We start from the raw sequence: 17,209 nt of genomic DNA, 5'->3' as shown, positions 1-17,209 counted from the left end.
TTGCATTCTGTAACTTACGGGTAGCCGCCTCGAGTTTCTTGGGACACTAGTGCGAGGAAGGGGAAGAACGCGAAACGAATTTCCTTAAGATAGGCGGAGAAGATGTGCGCTGAAGTCGGGTCTGATAAGCGCGCGTTCCGTTGGTAACCGCCAGAACTCGCGGCCTGGGGGATGTCCCGCTGGCTGTTGGATTTCGCGGGTGACGGACTCCGTTCCTGCTATTGACGAGTCTACATTACGCCACCTGTTCGACGTCCACCTCGGGTGGGGCCAACGCATCGAGGGCAGCGACGAGATGGCGCATGTCACGGTAGCCTCGAACCCGCCGGAAACGCTGCTCCGCTTCCAGTAGCGCACTCGCCACCCAGCGCTGGATCATCTGTCCGCCGCGCCAGCGCTTCACGTTGCGCGTGTAGCGCTCCACCCCGCCGTTGAGGTTCTCGATGATGTTCGTCGTGCGCAGCGTCCGCTGCAGCGGCCCCGTCAGGCCCAAACGCAGCACCGTCAGCGTCTCGTCCAGCCCCTCGCGGATGGATGCCGCGGCGCCGGGATGCTCGTCCTCCAGCGAGCGGGCCAGGCGCTCCAGAGCCCGTTTCGCGGTCGCTTCCGAATGCAGGTCCCACGCCGTACGCAGCGCCCGGCCGACGCTGGCGTGCAGCCGCTCCGGCAGATGGCCCAGCACGTTCCGATACTTGTGGACCTGACAGCGATGTACGACGCCGAGCGAGCCGTAGACGTCGCTGATGGCGCGACGCAGCGCCGCGGACCCGTCGACCAGGAACAGCATCGCCCTCTCGGTCGGCAATCCGCGCGTCACCAGGTCGTTGAGCAGCGCCGTCGAGACCGCCGCCGTCTCGGTCGCACCTTCACGCAAGCCGAGGACGTGTTTGCGCCCCGCAGTGTCGATCCCCAACGCGATCACGATACAGTGTTCCTTGAAGACCTTGCCGTCGATGCAGACCACACGCAGGTCCAGCTCGCCCAGCGGCCGGCTGACGAACGCCCGCAGCTGTTGGGTCGACAATGCCACGAACCGCCGCGACACGGCGCTGCGCGACGTCGCCCGCTCCGACACCTCGGCCGGCACCGGGTCCAGCGTGCGCGCATACCGCCGCGTCGACACCCCCGCGGCGATCGCTTCGAGCGTGTGCGCCTCCAGCGCGTCGGTTGCCGCCGCCCACTGAAAACTGGCCAGCGGCACCTCGCCGTCGGCGTTGCGCACGCGAAGCCGCGGCAGCCCGACCTGACGGCCGCCCAGCGTCACGTGGCTCTCCACGCTCCCGCCGCGCCACGCGGTCCGCTCGGGCTGGTGACGTCCCTTCGGGCCGCACAACGCGTCCCGGTCCGCCTCCTGCATTGCCTGGAGCACCTGCATCCCGGTCGAGATGCACAGGCCGTGGAACGCCTGCCGGACGTCACCGAGCACGGCGAGCACCGGCAGCGGCACCTGGATCGAGACCGAACGCGAGGTTGAGGGTTGGCGGCGCGATGTCCGCCTGTCATGCTTGGCCATGGGTGGTCGATCCTCCTTGTGATTCACCCCTGTCCTACCACAGGACAGGGGAAGGAGTCGCCACCCGCTTCACCTCAGCTCAACTTCAACACCGTCCGGGACATCCCCCGGGGCGCGCCCCAGCCTCCCGCGTCGGCCGGTGCCGCGGCGGCGGATACCGGCGGCGTGGAAGTCGTTTTCTGGCAGTCGGTCCAGAACAGCACGAACCCGGCGGACTTTGAGGCGTACCTGCGCCGGTTGCCGAGCGGGGTGTTCAGTGAGCTGGCGCAGAACCGTCTGTCGGCGTTGGGTGCTGCCGCGCCTGGGGCTGATCCCGCGTCTCGGGTTCGTGCTGATGAGACATGCGCTGGCCAGGCAACCGGCGCGGCCTGCTGGATGGAGATCTCGCAGAGACCCCGGTGTTACGTCTGGAATCCGTATCCTCAACCGGGCGAGACAGTGACTTGGACGGGAGCTTGCGCCGGTGGTACGGCACAGGGAACGGGGACGCTGACTTGGGCTCACGATGGGGGTGTCCAGACGAATACCGGAGGGCGCCTGGTGGACGGCAAGTTCAACGGCCACTGGGTCATGCGCGACGAGGACGGATCCGTCTCTGAAGGCCCCTATGTCAACGACGAGCGGAACGGGAACTGGGTCTTCCGCTTCGTGGATGGGAACACCATGGAAGGCCCCTACGTGAACGGCGTCCAGCACGGTCGTTGGATCTGGCGTAGCGCCGACGGCGACGATGTCGCCGAAGTGCTCTACGAGGAAGGGGAAGAACGCGAAACGAATTTCCTCAAGATAGGTGGAGAAGATGTGCGCTGACGCTGGGTCTGATAAGCGCGCCTTCTGTTAACTTGGCCGAAGACGCTAGGTGAAAGAGAGCATGACGTCTCTCGGTACTCGCGTTGATCGCGTCGTCGTGGTCACATGCCGGCCCGCCGCGCCACATCCGGGAGGGGAACACACTTGCCCAAGAACATAGTCGTTTGCTCTGACGGCACCGGGAACCGCGGAGGCAAAACCCGCGGCACGAATGTCTGGCGTATATTTAATGCGGTAGACCGCCACTCCTCCGATGTCGAGCAGGTCACATACTATGACGACGGTGTAGGCACGGATCGATGACGTTCATCAGCTCGTCGAGCCGGCGGCGCTTCTCGGAAGCCTGTCCGGAGGCGGTCGCCTCGGTGAAGTCGTCAATGCGGAAGTCGTGCTGGCGCGCGTAATAGAGGATAGCGAGGCGCTGGCTGCGCACGTCCTGCTGCGCGGTCGAGACCCTCAGGTTAGGCGACGGTTCTCACGGCCTGTCCACTGAACGCGGCTTCAGCTATTTATCTGACGGATGCAGAACATGGAACGCGTTATGTTCCGTGCTGCTGAAGTGTTTAGTCAGAACGGGCGTTTGTGCCTGACAGAACCGTGCCGGTCTCCGACCCCGACGTCTTCCGCCCTCGCCTGATCCGCGATGCCACCTTCCTTGAGACGCCCGCCGGCAGTAGACGGTTTTCCGGGCATCAGCAGCGCATCGGTGAGTACCTGCGTCTACGTACGTTCGACACCGCCGCCGGCGAACGGCTGGCACGGTTCCTCCGAAGACGAAGCGCAGCGACTAGACCGCACGGCGTCGCTGCTGGCGTGGGCGCGAGGCTGGCTTCGCGACGAACACCATTGTCGCGCCGGCCGACTCGGTGCTGCGCCGGGCGATGGGGGCGGCCCGGCACAAGGCCCGCTCCCTGCTGACGCAACGCATGGCGGAACATCTGTCGGCGACGATGCGCGACGGCCTCGACGCGCTGGTCGCCGTCGGCGACGAGCATCCGCACTCGCCGCTGCATGACATCAAGGCCGGCACGTCGAGCCCGTCGGTTGGGGGCATGAAACGACTTCTGGCGCGGTTGGAATCGATCGAGGCGACCGGCGTGCTGGATATCGACGTGAACTGGGTCAACGGGAACCAACGGATCCTGTTCCACAGCGTTCGGACCGCGTCGGCCGCCGACCGGGTGCGCGAGATGCCCGCCCCGCGCCGCCACCTCGCGCTGGTGTGCTCCTGCCCAGGCGTGGCGCGACACGCTCGACCAGGCCGTCGACATTTGCGGCAAGCTCCTCGACCGGAATCGGAAGCTCGTCGAAGGTCCGTCTCGACGACATGCTCAAGGCGCAACGGCATGCCGTCGACCGGGATCGTCCAGCGCTATCGTCGGCTCGGCGCCGTGCTGGCGTCGAAGACATTGCGCGCTCTCACGGGCTCCGTTCAAGGACAGTCATTCATTGCTGTACGGTAGCCCGTGCCCGTCACGATGATTGGCCTGAACATGTGCCCCTCGGACACTGAGACACACCGACCGGCGCAGCGGAATGGCGCTGCCGTTCCTGCCCAGGGTGGGCATGAGCGCTTCCTGAAACGGCCAGACTGCCCGGAGCCCTGGAACTGAGGTAGCATGATCGACAGGTGAGCCGTGGCCAGCACTGGTAGCGAAACGGACCTCCTCCGTCGAATCACGTCGAACCCCGCCATCTTCGGCGGCAAGCCGATCATCAGGAATCGCCGACTCGCTGTCGAGCATGTTCTTGGCATGTTGGCCGCTGGCGACACGCCGGAGATCGTGCTGCAGGGCTACCCTTGGCTGGAACCCGACGACATCCGCGCGTGCCTGGTATACGCCCGACGTCTCGTCGGGCACGAACGCATTGAACCGGCGCTGGTCGAGTCCTCGATCATGCGGTCGCGAGCGTGCGGTTCCCCCCGAGATGGTAGAAGCACCAGCACAGCGAGGACTTGAGGGTCTCTTGGGACGCGAGCAGCATCACCAGCGTTTCATCCCGGACCGGTCGGCCGGCGCCGCACGCCCCGTCGCCGCCGCGGCGGACACGCGGGCAACCAGGAGTACCGCGGCCCATCACGCCGCTCGTGGCGGCGTTGCGCTGCCGGTCGGAGAGTGCCGCCATGCGCCCGGCCGCCGGCCGGACCGGACCCTTGTCGGCGTTGCTATCAGCGTTCACTCGTAACGGCTCCGGCGTGCGGCTGACCGCCTGTCGTCGGCGAGGCCTCGGCACGCAGCTTCAGGCCCAGTGCACTGACCACCCGGAGAACGGTGTCGAAGTTCGGAACACGTTCGCCCGACAGCGCCTTGTAGAGACTCTCGCGGGACAGGCCGGTCTCGCTCGCCACCTGCGCCATGCCCCGCGCGCGGGCGATGTCGCCGAGCGCCTTGGCCACGAACGCGGCGTCGCCGTCCGCCTCCTCGATGGACGCCTCCAGGTACGCTGCCATGTCCTCGCGCGTGCGCAGGTGCTCGGCAACGTCGTAGGGGGATGTGGCAGTCTTGGTCATGGTGTTACCTATAGGTTTCTTGCCAAGCGCAGGGCCATCTCGATGTCGGGCTTCTGCGTGCGCTTGTCGCCGCCGGCTAGCAGCACGACGACCGTGCGATCCTGCCGCTTGAAGTAGACCCGGTAGCCCGGGCCGTGGTCGATCCGCATTTCCGAGACGCCTTCGCCCACCGGCCTGACGTCGCCCGGATTGCCGGTCGCCAGCCGCTCGACCCGGACGAGCACGCGGGCGCGGGCGCGGGCATCGCGTAGCCCGTCCAGCCACTTGGCGTAGACCTCCGTCCTGCGGACTTCGATCATGCCGCAAAGTAGCCAACAGGCTACACCTCTGTCAATCCCCGCCTTGGCGGGGTGTAGCGGTCCCGATAGGCAATGACCTGGGCATCCTGCTGCGACGCTGGCGGGAGCGGCGTGCCGAGCGCCCGCCGGCACTCGGCCAGCTTCCGCTGCCGGGCGCGATTGGCGAGGAGGCCGTAGTCGCCCACGTTCCATTTGCCGAGACTGTCGGTGTAGCCCTCCAGCTTGCAGCCTTCGTGTTTTCGGCAACGTGCTCGTGCGCGTTGTCCCGCTTCCGTCATGCTGTCTACCCTGCAGGGGACTGCGACGCCACGAGGTTTCGTTGGCACCGGTACAGGTAGTCGTGAACGAGTCCCGCATTCCAGACGTAGCACCCGGGCCGCTGGTAGACCTGCATCCAGCACGCCGCACCAGCAGGCTTGCCGTCGCAGGTCTCATCGGCGCGGATGGGAGATCCAGGGTCGGCCGACACGCTGCTCGCGGCCGAACCGGAGGAAAACGGGCGATCCCCTGGACGCTGGTCGATCGCCAGCGCGGCAACCCGGGGCTGGGCGGCCGCCGGAGACCCGAACGCGACGAGCGTCACGACCGCCGCGACGAACGGCATCACAGTTCTCATCTCGGCGAGCTCCTTCATGCGCATCCTGCCCCGGAGATCAACGTTCACCGAGTTCGATCGCCATCCTCGTCGCGGATGACCGCTCGTACTTTCCGGTCAGCGACGCGGCCGAAGCAGCAGTACCGCGGATGCACCTCTTCGGTCCATACCGGAATTGGCAGGTTCGGAACGAAACGCACGCCTTCCCATAGAAAGGGAAGATGGTAGGTGGATCAGCGCAGCACCTCGCCGCCCTCCCGCGCCGCCGACCCCGACGAATGCGACGTTACGGCGCCGGGGCCCAGGGGTCGCTCCAGCGCACATCGCGCAGCAGCGCGTCGTCCGTGAGGCTCTGGAGAAACGCGAGCAGGTCCCGGCGCTCGTCGCCGCGCAGCGTCAACGGCTCGATCGCGTCGCTTTGCTGCGGATTCGGGGCGCGCCCGCCGGCCACGTAGTGGTCCAGCACCTCGCTGAGCGCGGCAATGCTGCCGTCGTGCATGTAGGGCGCCGTCACGACGACGTTGCGCAGGGTCGGAATGCGGAACTGCCCCACATGCTCGAGATTGCCGGTGTGCGCGTGGCGTCCCGTGTTGTCGGGCGGGTACGGCACCGGCCCCGGCAGGTTGTAGAGGCCCGTGTTGTGGAAATTGAACACGGGCGGGTCGGTGAGCGGGCTGGTGGCCGCCTTCGAGCCGCCGTCCAGGTTGAGCGAGATGTCCGCCGACAGGGTCTGACTGAAGGACCGCCCCAGATGGCAGCCGCCGCACCGCGCACGGCGCGAGAAGAAGAGCTCCATTCCGCGCCGCGCGGCCGGCGACAGCGCCTTCTCGTCGCCGTGGAACCGATAGCGGTCGTACGGCGAGCGAAACGAGACGATAGAGCGCTGAAACGCCGCCAGCGCCAGCGTGATCCGCTCGGTGGTGATGAACGGCTCGGCTGGTTGCTCGTCGTCGTCCATCGTCGACCCGACCCGCGGAAACGCCGCCGGGAACAGCCGCCGGTAGACCGGCGAGGCGGCGAGGGCGGCATACGCCCGCTTCTCGTGACCGGCGAGCCCGAGCTCGATCGGGTCGGTCCCGAACAGCGGCACGAGGGCCTGCTCCTCCAGGGTCAGGAGGGTTGGATCCCCCCAGGTCAGCGCGTCCCGGTACGCCACGTTGACCAGCGACATCGCGCTGCGCGGGTGGCGTTCCCCTGTCGAACCCAATCCCCGCGCGCGTCCGTCGGTGAAGGCCAGCGCCTGGATGTGGCAGGTTGCGCACGACTGCGTCCCGTTGCCCGACAGCCGCGTGTCGTAGAACAGGCGCCGCCCGAGCTCGACGCGGGCGGGCGTCATGGGAGCGCCGACGGGCAACCGCGGCGGAGACACGCCGGGCGGCAGATCCCATTGATAGTTCGGAGTCCGCTGCTGGCCGGCGAGCCCCACCGCCAGCGCCGCCAGCGCGGACAAGACGGCGACCGTGCTTCGATAGCGCATGTCTTCCTCAAACGGGCAGCAACTTGCCGGCTGGCATCCCGGCGTCCTGCTGCAGAAACGGTACCGCGTCTCCAGCATAGCGGGTTGCCGGCCCAGCCTCCCGACTTCAGGGAAATTTCACAAAAACTTCAGGAAGCGGAGCGTGGGCGGGCACTAGGCTTGCGTGACGGCCACACAACTGTCGCCGAATACAGGGAACACGGATTCGACTACGAGAACCGGTTGCCCGGGGAGTGCTCATCGATGAGAAAGCCAGTTGCAGATCGACGCCCGGCGGCCACCGCGGGGCGGGCGATCACGCGTCACCGTCTCGATGCGGCGTCGACCCTGCGCCGCGGCCAGGCGGTTGGAGCCGTCGTTGCCGCGTTGCTGCTGCCCGGGGCGGCGTATGCCGACAGCCTCGCGGGTCGGGTTCTCGACCCGCAGGGCGGCGTCGTTCCGCAGGCCGAGCTGCTCCTCTACGAACGCACCGGGGGCGGGCAGGTCCGGGAGGGCAATGCCGGTCCGGACGGGCAGTACGTCTTCGACGACATCCCGGGCGGCCAATACGTCCTGGAGGGCCGCGCCTCCGGGGGATCGCTCTCCGGCTCGGCCGTCGTTACCGTCGCCGGCGATCAGGCGCTCGATCTGGAGCTGGCCGTCTCGGGGATCGCGGCCGAGGTCGTCGTCACCGCATCGAGCACGCCGCTGGCCGTCCAGGAGGTCGCCAAGGCGATCGACGTGATCGATTCGGAGGAGATCGCGCTGCGGAACGAGCTGTCCATCACGGAGGCATTGCGTACGCTCCCCGGGATCCGGGTGCAGACGCTGAGCGGGCCGGGCAGCTTCACGACGATCCAGACGCGCGGCCTGCGGGGCCATGACACGGCGCTGCTGATCGACGGCATGCGGTTCCGCGACGCGGCGAGTCCGCAGGGCGACGCCACGGGGTTCTACGCGAACCTCACCACGGTCGACACCGAGCGCATCGAGGTATTGCGCGGCTCGGGATCGTCGCTCTACGGATCGAGCGCGATGGCGGGCGTCATCAACGTCACTTCCCGCACCGGGGCGGGCGCGCCCGAGGGCGACCTGCTGATCGAGGGCGGCGGCCTCGGGCTGATGCGCACGGTGCCCAGCATCCGCGGCGGGCTGGCCAACGACCGGTTCACCTACAGCGGCGCCATGGCGTACATCAACATGAGCGGGGGCGTGCGCGGCGAGAACCCCTACAAGAGCGTCTCCCCGCAGGGGACGGTCCGCTACCGGTTCACGCCGGGTCTGTCGGCGACCGGGCGCTTCTGGTACACCCGCGACGAACTGCGGCTGACCGAGAGTCCGGCGTTTCCCGCCGAGGTGCTCGACAACTTCCCGGCGACCGGCGTGGTGCCGGCCCGGGCGCTGCCCACCGATCAGCTCGCCCTGTTCGAGCAGGGGCAGCCTTTCGCGGCCGGGACCGCTACGTTCGTACCGAGCCAGAACGACCCCGACGCGAACCGGGAGTCGTCGTTCCTCAACGGCAGCGCGACGCTGCAGCACACCGTGGCGGCGGGCACCACGTACCGGGTGAGCTACCAGGGCGTCGATACGAACCGCGGGTTCCTCGACGGTCCGCTCGGCGGCGGTCCCTTCGAGCCGGCCACCAACAACCGCAGCAACTACGACGGCCGCATCGACACGCTGCAGGCGCGGCTCGACACCGCGTTCGGGACGTCCAACACGTTCAATGCCGGCTACGAGCTCGAGCGGGAGGAGTACTTCAGCGCCAGCTCGACCAACGACGCCTCGGTGACGATCGGGTCGGTGAGCCATTCGCTCTACGCGCAGGACCAGCTCCATTTCCTCGACGGCAGGCTGCAGGCGACGCTGGGAACCCGCCTCCAGGCCTTCAACCTGCAGGATCCGCTGTTCGTCGGGGGCAGCCACCCCTACGCCGGCGTAACCTTCGATGCCCCCACCGCGTACACCGGCGACGTGTCGGTGGCCTACTTCGTCCCGACCAGCGGCACGAAGGTGCGGATGCACGTGGGCAACAGCTACCGGGCGCCTTCGGCATTCGAACGTTTCGGCGGCTCTTTCTCGTCGTTCTCGGGGTCGTTCAGCTACTGGGGGGATCCCGGCCTGAACCCGGAGCGTTCGGTCGCCTTCGACGCGGGCGTGGACCAGTGGTGGTTCGACTCGAAGATGCAGTTCAGCACCACGTTCTTCTACACGGACCTGCTCGAGACGATCATCTTCGACTTCGCCAACTTCCCCGCCGCGACCGATCCCTTCGGCCGCTTCGGCGGCTACAGGAACACCGGGGGCGGGCAGGCGCGGGGCGTGGAGATGAGCGTGCAGGCGGCGCCGAGCGCGAGCACCAACCTGCGGATCGCCTATACCTACACCGATTCGAAGTCGAACACCGCCACTATCGGCGACGATTTCTTCGGCGTTCCCGGTCTCTCCGAGCACATGTTCACGCTCACCGCAACCCAGTGGATCGCCAACCGGGTGAACGTCGCCTTCGACCTGTTCGCGGCGAGCGACTACTTCCTGTCGCCGTACGGCGCGAACGCCCGGCGGATGCTCTTCCACGGGCCCATGAAGGCGGACCTCGTCCTGCGCTACGACCTGCCCACCGGGGGCGGCCTGCGGATGGATATCTACGGGAAGATCGAGAACCTCTTCGACCAGTACGCCTACGAGGACGGCTTTCTCGGCCCCGGCCGCTGGGCGATCGCCGGGCTGCGCTTCCGCTACTGATCGTCGGCGGCAGCACCGCCCCGGAAAGGGACTCCGATGCAGAGTGAAGCGTCCGGCCGAAGGCTCTCGCGCCCGGAAGACGTCAGGCACCTCCTGCGCCGTGTCGCATTCGCGGCGACCGAGGAGCTCGAATCGACGCTGACCGGCCTCACGGTCGACGAGGCGCTCGACTCGCTCGTGGACGGGGCGAAGCGGGCTCCGCGTCCCGTGCCGCCGCCGTTCGTGCTCACCGAATGGATCAACAGCGCCCTGCTGTTCACCGACACGACCGCGAGAGAGTACAACCGCGCGTTCGCCGCGCAGGACGCAGCGGCGCAGGCCGCCATCGAGCGCCTGCGCCACTGGTGGCTGCAGGAGATGGTGTCCGGTCCGGCGCCGCTGCGGGAGAACCTGGTGCTCTTCCTGCACGGCACGCTCGGCAGCACGACCGGCAGCGTCAACATGCCGCAGGCGCTCCACGCCCGGAACGACCGGGTGCGCCGCGGCTGCCTGGGCACCGTCCCGGCGCTTCTCGAATCGCTCGTGACCGAGCCCGCGATGATGATCCAGGTCGGGATGGACGAGTACCGCGAAGCGGCGATGTTCGACCCGGAGTTCCAGAACTTCCGCCCCGGACAGCTCGTCCTGGACAACTGGACCGTCGGCCCCGACGCCTACTCGCGGGACGACGTGGCCGAGCTGTGCCGCGCCCTGACCGGCTGGGTGCTCGTCGCTCCCAGCGGCTACGAGCCCGGCCGGCCGGTGAATCCGGAGGGCTTCCGATCGCAGCGGCGGACCGGGCTGCGGCCCGTGTTCGAGCCGGCGCACTTCGTCGACCGCCCCAAGACGATCCTCGGACGGACCGAGAATTTCGACGCGGCCTCCGCGATCGGTTACCTGGCCCGGCATCCGGCGACGGCGGCCCGGTACTCCCGGCTCCTGATGCGCCACCTCGGCGTCGAGGACCCGAGCGGATTCCTCGAGCGGAAGCTCGCCGCCCGTTACCGGGCCACCGACGGCTCCATCGTCGCGCTCGTGCGCGAGATCGTCGGGTCCGACGCCTTCTGGTCGGAGGCGTCGCGATGGGCCCTGGTGAAGAGTCCCGTGCACCTGGCGGTCGGCGCCTGCCGGCAACTGGAAGTGTCCACGCCGCCGCTGGCGGCACTCGGCGCCTGGCTCGCCGCGGCCGGTCAGACGCTGTTCCAGACCCCGTCGTTCGGCAACGCGGGTTGGGCGGGTCAGGACGCGTGGCTCCGACCCGCCGAGCGCCTCGCCGTGCGGTACCAGCTCGGCCGGATCCTGACGACCGGGACCGCGCCCGTCCTCGGCATCGTCGAGTCGACGGCCGGCGGCGACGCCGCCGAAGCCGCATCGCCCTTCGTGGGCCAGCGCTACCGGCGCGCGGCGCCGGCCGCGCTGCTGGCGCGGCTCGACCCGGCGCCCGGCGTCGATCCGTCGGCCGTGCCGACCGCGGGCGAAGGAGCCGGCGCCGAAGCCGCCGCGGCCGAGGCCATCCGGCGCATCGTGGCGACTCCGGAATACCAGTTGGCCTGACGTCATCCCCGAAAGGACGAAGTGGAGCCATGACCGCACTCACCCGCCGCGAGATGTTGAGGTTGTTCGCGCTCACGCCGACGCTGCCGCAGTTCCTCGCCCGGAGCGCCGCGGCCGCGCCCGGCCAGGACACGCCGGGGTACGACGGTCCGGTGCTCGTGGTCGTCCGGTTCATGGGCGGCAACGACGGGCTGAACGCGGTGGTGCCGATCCGGGACGACCGCTACTACCGCGCCCGGCCGACCATCGCGATCGCGAAGCGGGACGCGCTCCCGCAGGTCGGCGGCGAGCTCGGTCTCAACCCCTGGCTGGTGGACTATCAGCGGCTCATCGACGACGGGCACGCGGCGATCGTGCAGGGGGTGGGCTACCCGAACTCCTCCCGGAGCCACTCTCGCGGCACCGAGATCTTCGAGACCGGATCCGTGCGCGATCCCGCGCCCGAGCACGGCTGGCTCGGCCGGTATCTCGATCACCGGTGCGAATGCGGTTCCGAGCCGGTGGCGGGCCTGCAGTTCGGGCCGGACCTCGGCCGAACGCTCGCGTCGTCCTCGGGACACAGCCAGTCGGTCGCCCATCCCCGCCTGGTGCTCGACATGCAGGGCAGGGGCCGACCCGAACCGACGCCGACCGGATCGCGGACGAGCCGGCTCGACTATCTCCGGCAGATCGAGAACACCCTGGCGTTGACCGCCGACCGGCTGGGAAGGGCCGCCGGCGGCAGCGGGGCGCGGTTCGATTACCCGGACACGGAGTTCGGCCAGTCCCTGCGCTGGACCGGCAACCTGATCGAGACCGGCTCCCCGACGCGGGTCTACTACCTGACCCTGGGATCGTTCGCGACGTTCACGTCGCCGTCGTTCGACACGCACAGCAACCAGCTCGCCGTGCACGAGTCGCTCTATTCCCAGTTCGGGGCCGGGCTGCGGGCCTTCGCCGCGCACCTGCAGGCGGCGAGACAGTTCGAGCGCGTGCTCGTGATGTCGTTCTCGGAGTTCGGGCGCCAGATAGAGGAGAACCGCAGTCACGGCACCGACCACGGCGACGCCAGCGTGCTGTTCGTGGCCGGCGGGCGCGTGCGGCCCGGACTGCGCGGCGTGCCGGCCGACCTCGACCGGCAGCACGACGGCGGACTGGAGCCGAGCGTGGACTTCCGGCAGATCTACGCCGACGTGCTCGCGAGGTGGCTGGCGGCGGACCCGAGCCTCATCCTGGACGAGCGCATCGCGCAACCGTTCGAGGTAATCGCGTAAAGAAGCTGTCCAACCAGCTATCCGCCGTTACCATGCCGGGCGAGACCGAAGTTCTCCCGAAGCAGTCCGGACCTGGAGGAGCGATGGCCACTCGACAGCACTCGGCCGACCCCTGGGATGCCGCCGCCGCCGCGCATCTGCTGAGTCGGGCCGCGTTCGGTCCGACGCCGGAGGCCGTGGCCCGCCTGACCGCGATGACGCGCCAGGAGGCGGTGGAGACGTTGATCGTGGACGCCACCTGGGCGCCCCTGCCGGCCCCGCCCGACTGGGTCCGACACCCCTGGCTCAATACCCAGCGCGGCTGGGCCGACACGCCGCCGGACGTGCTGGCCGACAACCACGGGCGCACGACCGCACGCTACGCGAACGAGATGGACGACCTGCGCGCGTGGTGGCTGCGCGAGATGATGGGCACGCCCGGACCGCTCCGGGAGGTCATGACCCTGTTCTGGCACGGTCACTTCACCTCCTCGTTCCACAAGGTGCGGATCTCGCAGTCGATGTACGAGCAGAACGCGGTGTTTCGACACCACGCGCTGGGCAACTTCCGGCAACTGTTGAACGCCGTGCTGCGCGACTCGGCCATGATGCTCTATCTCGACATGGAGGAGATGACCGGCGAGCGCCACAACGAGAATCTCGCGCGGGAGCTGTGCGAGCTCTTCACCCTCGGGGTGGGCAACTACCGCGAGGCGGACGTTCGGGAGATCGCTCGCGCCCTTACCGGCTGGACCCTCGACGTGCCGGCCGGAGTGATCAAGCCCAACCGGCCGGACGCCCCCAGCCTGCACCGGGCGCTCCGACGCGACGGGCTGGTCGCCCGCTTCGTCCCGGAGCGTCACGACGGCGGGACCAAGACGATCCTGGGGCGCACCGGTGCGTTCGGGCTGGACGACGTCGCCGACATCCTCGCGGCCCACCCCGCTACCGCCCGGTTCCTGGCGGGCAGGCTCATCGCCTTCTTCGGGGCGAGCGATCCGCACGGCGCGCTCCGGGAGCGTCTGGCCGACACCTTCATGGCCCACGCCGGGAGCGAAGTGCAGATGGCCAGGGTGGTCGAGGCGCTCCTGGCGTCTGCGGAGTTCGACCGCGCCGAGGCCCGCGGGAACCAGGTCAAGAGTCCGGTCCGGCTGCTGGTCGGCGCCGCCCGACAGCTCGCCCTCGAGATCGACCCCACCCCCAATCTCGCCCGCTACGTGGAGGCGATGGGACAGAGGCTCTTCGATCCGCCCAACGTCAGGGGATGGCCGGGGGGTGAGATCTGGCTCAACGCCGGCTCGATGTCCGTGCGGTTTCATCTGGGCGACGTGCTGTTGGACGGGCAGTTGCCGGCCGGGCTCGAGCCGCTGGCGGCCCCGCGCAGCTACGCCCGCGCGCGCGACTCGGACCGGGCGCGGGCCGTGCGCGAGATCGACGAGGCGCGGGCCGCCGCCCGCCAGGCCAACCGGGACGCGCTCGGCATCCCCACCCGCTTCGAAGCGGAGACCCTGTTGTCCACCGGCGTCCCCGCGACACCGGAAGGGCTGGTCGAGGCGCTCCTCGATCGCCTCGTGCTCCGGTCCCCGCCCGACTCGGCGCGCCGGACGATGGTCGGCGCGGCGCGCCACGCACCGCCCGAACGGCGCGTGTCGGCCGTCGTCCGTCTGATTCTGGCATCGCCCGAGTATCAAGTCGCATGAGGACGTCATGACCCAGCGGATCCCTCGTCGTCGGTTCATGCGTGAGGCCGCCGCCGGCGTCACGGCCTTCCTCGGCGCACCCTGGCTCGACCGCATGACGCTCTCCGCACAGCAGGGTGTCGTTCCTGCGATACCAGGGCTCGCGGACAACCACGTGCTGGTCATCATCCAGCTCGACGGCGGCAACGACGGGCTGAACACCGTCGTGCCCTACGGGGACGACGTCTACTATCAGCGACGACCCCACATCGCGATCCGGGCCGGGGCCGTCCACAAGCTCGACGAGCACACGGGGCTGCATCCGGAGCTGGTCGAGCTCAAGCAGCTCTACGACGCCGGTCAACTGGCCATCGTCCAGAACGTCGGGTATCCCGATCAGAATCGCTCGCACTTCACATCGAGCGACATATGGAGCAAGGCGGCGTGGTTCGACCCCACGGAGCCGGCCGAGGTGCTCGATGGCTGGGTGGGCCGCTATTTCGAGCGGTACTGCGACGAGGTGGTCTCGCCGATGCTCGGGCTGCGGATCGGCCGCCGCGGCACCCTGGCCTTCGCCAGCGCCTCACCGCGCGGCGTCACCATCGAGAATCCCGCCATCATGGAATGGCCCGGCTACGACACCCGGCTTCGCGGCCTGCAGGGCCGTCCCGCGCCGGCCGCGAACGCGAACGACCCGCTGGAGCGCATCCGGCGGCTCGGCCGGCAGACGGTATCGCTGGCCGACCGCATCCACGCGGCCCAGCAGAACGCGTCGCGCGCGGACTACCCGCCGTTCCGTCTCTCGCAGTCGCTGCGGCTGATCGGCCAGATGGTCGCGGCCGGGCTCCCGACCCGGGTCTTCCACGTGTCCATCACGGGGTTCGACACCCACGTCGAGCAGCTCCGCGGTCAGCGTGGCATCCTGCAGGAGTTGAGCCAGGCGGTCGGCGCGTTCGCGCGTGACATGCGGGCGGCCGGACAGTGGGACCGCACCCTGGTGATGACGGTCTCGGAGTTCGGTCGTCGCGTGGCCGAGAACGGCACCCTGGGCACCGATCACGGCTCGGCGAGCGCGATGTTCCTGGCGGGCGGCTCGGTCGTACCGGGGCTGCACGGCGGCATTCCCGACCTCGGCGACCTCGACGACGGCGACGTCCGTCACCGCGTCGACTTCCGCGCCGTGTATGCGAGCGTGCTCCGGCAGTGGTTCGGCGTCGACCCCGACCCGGTCCTGTTCGGGCGTTTCGAGCCGGTCACGCTCCTCCGGGTCTGAGCGAGACCGTACGATGCTGCGCGTCCTGATCGTCCTGCACCGGTGGGTGGGGGTGGCGCTCTGCCTCCTCTTCCTGCTGTGGTTCCCGTCCGGCATCGGGATGATGTACTGGGGCTTCCCCGGCGTGACCGAGGCCGATCGGCTGGCGCGGGCGCCGGCGCTCGACGCCGGGCAGGTGACGCTCACTCCCCAGGCCGCTGCCCGGGCACTGCGGCTCGACCCCCGGCGGCCCGATCGGATGCGTCTGACGACGGTGGACGGACGGCCCGCCTACCGCGGCGGGCGGGGCGGCGGCCGGGTGGTCTATGCCGACACGGGAAGGGTGCAAGGCGACGTGTCCGCCAACATGCGCGACCGGGCGGCCGAGGCCTGGACGGGCCAGCGCGTACGAGACGGCGTCGTGGAATCGGTGATCGAGGTGGACCAGTGGACGGTCCAGGGGGCGTTGCGCAACCGACGGCCGCTCTGGAAGTACTCCTGGCCCAACGGCGAGCAGCTCTACATCGGCGACACGGGCGAGGTGCTGCAATACACCACGACCGCCTCGCGGTTGGGGGCCTGGGTCAGCGCAATCCCCCACTGGATCTACTTCACCGCCATCCGGCAGCACCAGACGGTCTGGATCCGGTTCGTGATCTGGACGTCCGGCATCGGCACGGTGCTGGCCATCATCGGGCTCGTGGTGGCGGTGGCGCGATACTCGCCGGGCAGGCGGTATCGGCAGGACGGACGCCCGGCCCGGCTGCCCTACCGCGGCCAGCAGCGGTGGCACGCGATCCTGGGGTTGATCTTCGGGGTCGCGACCGCGACCTGGGCGTTCAGCGGCATGCTGTCGCTCGACCCGTTCCCGTCGTCGACGCCGCGCGGACCGGCCGGCCGCGGGCCGGACCTGGCGGAGGCGCTGCGGGGCGAGGTCGCGCTGGATGATTTCGCCGCGCTGAGCCCGGGGGATCTGCTTGCGCGGCATCCCGATCTGGAGGTCAAGGCGGTCGAGCTGACCGCGTTCGACGGCCGGCCGCTGTACGCCGCCCGTCTCGGTGACGGCGCCACGGTGATGTTCGGGATCGACGGCCGTCGGGTCGACCGGTTCGACCACGACGCGATCGCCCGCATCGTACGGCGTGTGGCGCCCGACGCCGGCGCCGTCGAGACCCGCATGCTCGACCGCTACGACCGGTACTACCTCGATCGCCGGCGCGCCCGGCCCCTGCCGGTGATTCTGGCGCAACTGCACGACGACGCGGCGACCCGCTATTACATCGATCCGGCGACCGGCCGTGTGGTCGGGCAGTACAGCAACCGCCGCTGGGTCAGCCGCTGGCTCTACAGCGGCCTGCACTCGCTCAACTTTCCGTGGCTCTACAACAACCGCCCCCTCTGGGACATCGTCGTCATCACCTTCATGCTGGGCGGAACCGCGCTGTGCGTGACCTCGCTCGTGCTCTCGTGGCGCGTGGTCGGCCAGACGCTCCGGCAGCGCCTTTCCTCCCGCGTGGGAGGTCCGTAGAGCGAGCCCCGAACCGCGGCCGCGCGCAGGCTGACGCAGCGCCCGCCCGGCCGCG

General features: G+C 69.1%; 17 protein-coding genes. 10 read left to right on the top strand and 7 right to left on the bottom strand.

Annotated features, from left to right (window positions below):
* Window positions 1-235: 235 nt before the first annotated feature.
* Complete coding sequence (locus F4X11_25850) at window positions 236-1,513, bottom strand: IS256 family transposase (GenBank protein MYN68401.1); 1,278 nt, start codon at window positions 1,511-1,513, stop codon at window positions 236-238.
* Between the two features lie 540 nt (window positions 1,514-2,053).
* Between F4X11_25850 and F4X11_25845 the strand changes: the two genes are divergently transcribed.
* Both F4X11_25845 and F4X11_25840 read left to right on the top strand, forming a co-directional pair.
* The gene (locus tag F4X11_25845; GenBank protein MYN68400.1) at window positions 2,054-2,323 is read left to right on the top strand and encodes a hypothetical protein; all 270 of its coding nucleotides are present in this window, start codon (window positions 2,054-2,056) and stop codon (window positions 2,321-2,323) included.
* Window positions 2,324-2,467: 144 nt separating this feature from the next.
* Complete coding sequence (locus tag F4X11_25840) at window positions 2,468-2,626, top strand: DUF2235 domain-containing protein (protein MYN68399.1); 159 nt, start codon at window positions 2,468-2,470, stop codon at window positions 2,624-2,626.
* On the opposite strand, the gene F4X11_25835 is transcribed toward F4X11_25840, so the two are convergent.
* The gene (locus tag F4X11_25835; protein MYN68398.1) at window positions 2,589-2,783 is read right to left on the bottom strand and encodes a hypothetical protein; all 195 of its coding nucleotides are present in this window, start codon (window positions 2,781-2,783) and stop codon (window positions 2,589-2,591) included. The two genes, F4X11_25840 and F4X11_25835, sit on opposite strands and share 38 nt — an antisense overlap.
* Window positions 2,784-3,249: 466 nt before the next feature.
* Here F4X11_25835 and F4X11_25830 point away from each other — a divergent pair, with 466 nt between their 5' ends.
* Window positions 3,250-3,786 carry a hypothetical protein gene (locus F4X11_25830; GenBank protein ID MYN68397.1) on the top strand — a complete coding sequence of 179 codons (537 nt, stop codon included), beginning with the start codon at window positions 3,250-3,252 and terminating at the stop codon, window positions 3,784-3,786.
* Between the two features lie 174 nt (window positions 3,787-3,960).
* Window positions 3,961-4,284: a DUF433 domain-containing protein gene (locus F4X11_25825; GenBank protein ID MYN68396.1), complete on the top strand. Its 324-nt coding sequence runs from the start codon at window positions 3,961-3,963 to the stop codon at window positions 4,282-4,284.
* A gap of 209 nt (window positions 4,285-4,493) precedes the next feature.
* On the opposite strand, the gene F4X11_25820 is transcribed toward F4X11_25825, so the two are convergent.
* The 5 genes from F4X11_25820 to F4X11_25800 all read right to left on the bottom strand — a co-directional run bounded on the left by F4X11_25820 (window position 4,494) and on the right by F4X11_25800 (window position 7,206).
* On the bottom strand, window positions 4,494-4,835 hold the full coding sequence (locus F4X11_25820) for a putative addiction module antidote protein (GenBank protein MYN68395.1): 342 nt from the start codon (window positions 4,833-4,835) through the stop codon (window positions 4,494-4,496).
* An 8-nt stretch (window positions 4,836-4,843) separates the two neighbouring features.
* Window positions 4,844-5,134 carry a type II toxin-antitoxin system RelE/ParE family toxin gene (locus F4X11_25815; GenBank protein ID MYN68394.1) on the bottom strand — a complete coding sequence of 97 codons (291 nt, stop codon included), beginning with the start codon at window positions 5,132-5,134 and terminating at the stop codon, window positions 4,844-4,846.
* Between the two features lie 20 nt (window positions 5,135-5,154).
* Window positions 5,155-5,412, bottom strand: coding sequence for a hypothetical protein (locus tag F4X11_25810; GenBank protein ID MYN68393.1), 258 nt, complete (start codon window positions 5,410-5,412; stop codon window positions 5,155-5,157).
* Window positions 5,413-5,417: 5 nt separating this feature from the next.
* The gene (locus tag F4X11_25805; GenBank protein ID MYN68392.1) at window positions 5,418-5,750 is read right to left on the bottom strand and encodes a hypothetical protein; all 333 of its coding nucleotides are present in this window, start codon (window positions 5,748-5,750) and stop codon (window positions 5,418-5,420) included.
* 265 nt (window positions 5,751-6,015) lie between these two features.
* On the bottom strand, window positions 6,016-7,206 hold the full coding sequence (locus F4X11_25800; protein ID MYN68391.1) for a di-heme enzyme: 1,191 nt from the start codon (window positions 7,204-7,206) through the stop codon (window positions 6,016-6,018).
* Window positions 7,207-7,449: 243 nt separating this feature from the next.
* Between F4X11_25800 and F4X11_25795 the strand changes: the two genes are divergently transcribed.
* The 6 genes from F4X11_25795 to F4X11_25770 are packed head-to-tail and all read left to right on the top strand — an operon-like array spanning window position 7,450 to window position 17,154.
* Entirely contained in the window at window positions 7,450-9,930 is a 2,481-nt protein-coding gene (locus F4X11_25795) for a TonB-dependent receptor (GenBank protein MYN68390.1), read from the top strand.
* A 36-nt stretch (window positions 9,931-9,966) separates the two neighbouring features.
* Window positions 9,967-11,463: a DUF1800 domain-containing protein gene (locus F4X11_25790; protein MYN68389.1), complete on the top strand. Its 1,497-nt coding sequence runs from the start codon at window positions 9,967-9,969 to the stop codon at window positions 11,461-11,463.
* Between the two features lie 29 nt (window positions 11,464-11,492).
* Entirely contained in the window at window positions 11,493-12,716 is a 1,224-nt protein-coding gene (locus F4X11_25785; GenBank protein MYN68388.1) for a DUF1501 domain-containing protein, read from the top strand.
* A 32-nt stretch (window positions 12,717-12,748) separates the two neighbouring features.
* A complete protein-coding gene (locus F4X11_25780) occupies window positions 12,749-14,395 on the top strand; it encodes a DUF1800 domain-containing protein (GenBank protein MYN68387.1) in 1,647 nt (548 codons plus the stop codon).
* A gap of 7 nt (window positions 14,396-14,402) precedes the next feature.
* Complete coding sequence (locus F4X11_25775) at window positions 14,403-15,647, top strand: DUF1501 domain-containing protein (protein ID MYN68386.1); 1,245 nt, start codon at window positions 14,403-14,405, stop codon at window positions 15,645-15,647.
* Window positions 15,559-17,154, top strand: a complete 1,596-nt coding sequence (locus F4X11_25770) for a hypothetical protein (protein ID MYN68385.1) — start codon at window positions 15,559-15,561, stop codon at window positions 17,152-17,154. The genes F4X11_25775 and F4X11_25770 overlap by 89 nt, the downstream gene beginning before the upstream one ends.
* Window positions 17,155-17,209: the final 55 nt, after the last annotated feature.

The sequence above is a fragment of the Acidobacteriota bacterium genome (assembly GCA_009861545.1).
Classification (GTDB): Bacteria; Acidobacteriota; Vicinamibacteria; order Vicinamibacterales; family UBA8438; genus WTFV01.
The sequence above is the reverse complement of the archived record's forward strand: the minus strand, read 5'-3'. Positions and strand labels throughout refer to the sequence as shown.

Bases quoted from the DNA above. Each gene is read 5' to 3' on its own strand.
- F4X11_25770 (MYN68385.1), top strand. From the start codon at position 15,559: ATGCGAGCGTGCTCCGGCAGTGGTTCGGCGTCGACCCCGACCCGGTCC.
- F4X11_25785 (MYN68388.1), top strand. From the start codon at position 11,493: ATGACCGCACTCACCCGCCGCGAGATGTTGAGGTTGTTCGCGCTCACG.
- F4X11_25805 (MYN68392.1), bottom strand. From the start codon at position 5,750: ATGAGAACTGTGATGCCGTTCGTCGCGGCGGTCGTGACGCTCGTCGCG.
- F4X11_25775 (MYN68386.1), top strand. From the start codon at position 14,403: ATGACCCAGCGGATCCCTCGTCGTCGGTTCATGCGTGAGGCCGCCGCC.
- F4X11_25780 (MYN68387.1), top strand. From the start codon at position 12,749: ATGCCGGGCGAGACCGAAGTTCTCCCGAAGCAGTCCGGACCTGGAGGA.
- F4X11_25800 (MYN68391.1), bottom strand. From the start codon at position 7,206: ATGCGCTATCGAAGCACGGTCGCCGTCTTGTCCGCGCTGGCGGCGCTG.
- F4X11_25830 (MYN68397.1), top strand. From the start codon at position 3,250: ATGGCGGAACATCTGTCGGCGACGATGCGCGACGGCCTCGACGCGCTG.
- F4X11_25820 (MYN68395.1), bottom strand. From the start codon at position 4,835: ATGACCAAGACTGCCACATCCCCCTACGACGTTGCCGAGCACCTGCGC.
- F4X11_25790 (MYN68389.1), top strand. From the start codon at position 9,967: ATGCAGAGTGAAGCGTCCGGCCGAAGGCTCTCGCGCCCGGAAGACGTC.
- F4X11_25810 (MYN68393.1), bottom strand. From the start codon at position 5,412: ATGACGGAAGCGGGACAACGCGCACGAGCACGTTGCCGAAAACACGAA.
- F4X11_25850 (MYN68401.1), bottom strand. From the start codon at position 1,513: ATGGCCAAGCATGACAGGCGGACATCGCGCCGCCAACCCTCAACCTCG.
- F4X11_25795 (MYN68390.1), top strand. From the start codon at position 7,450: ATGAGAAAGCCAGTTGCAGATCGACGCCCGGCGGCCACCGCGGGGCGG.
- F4X11_25815 (MYN68394.1), bottom strand. From the start codon at position 5,134: ATGATCGAAGTCCGCAGGACGGAGGTCTACGCCAAGTGGCTGGACGGG.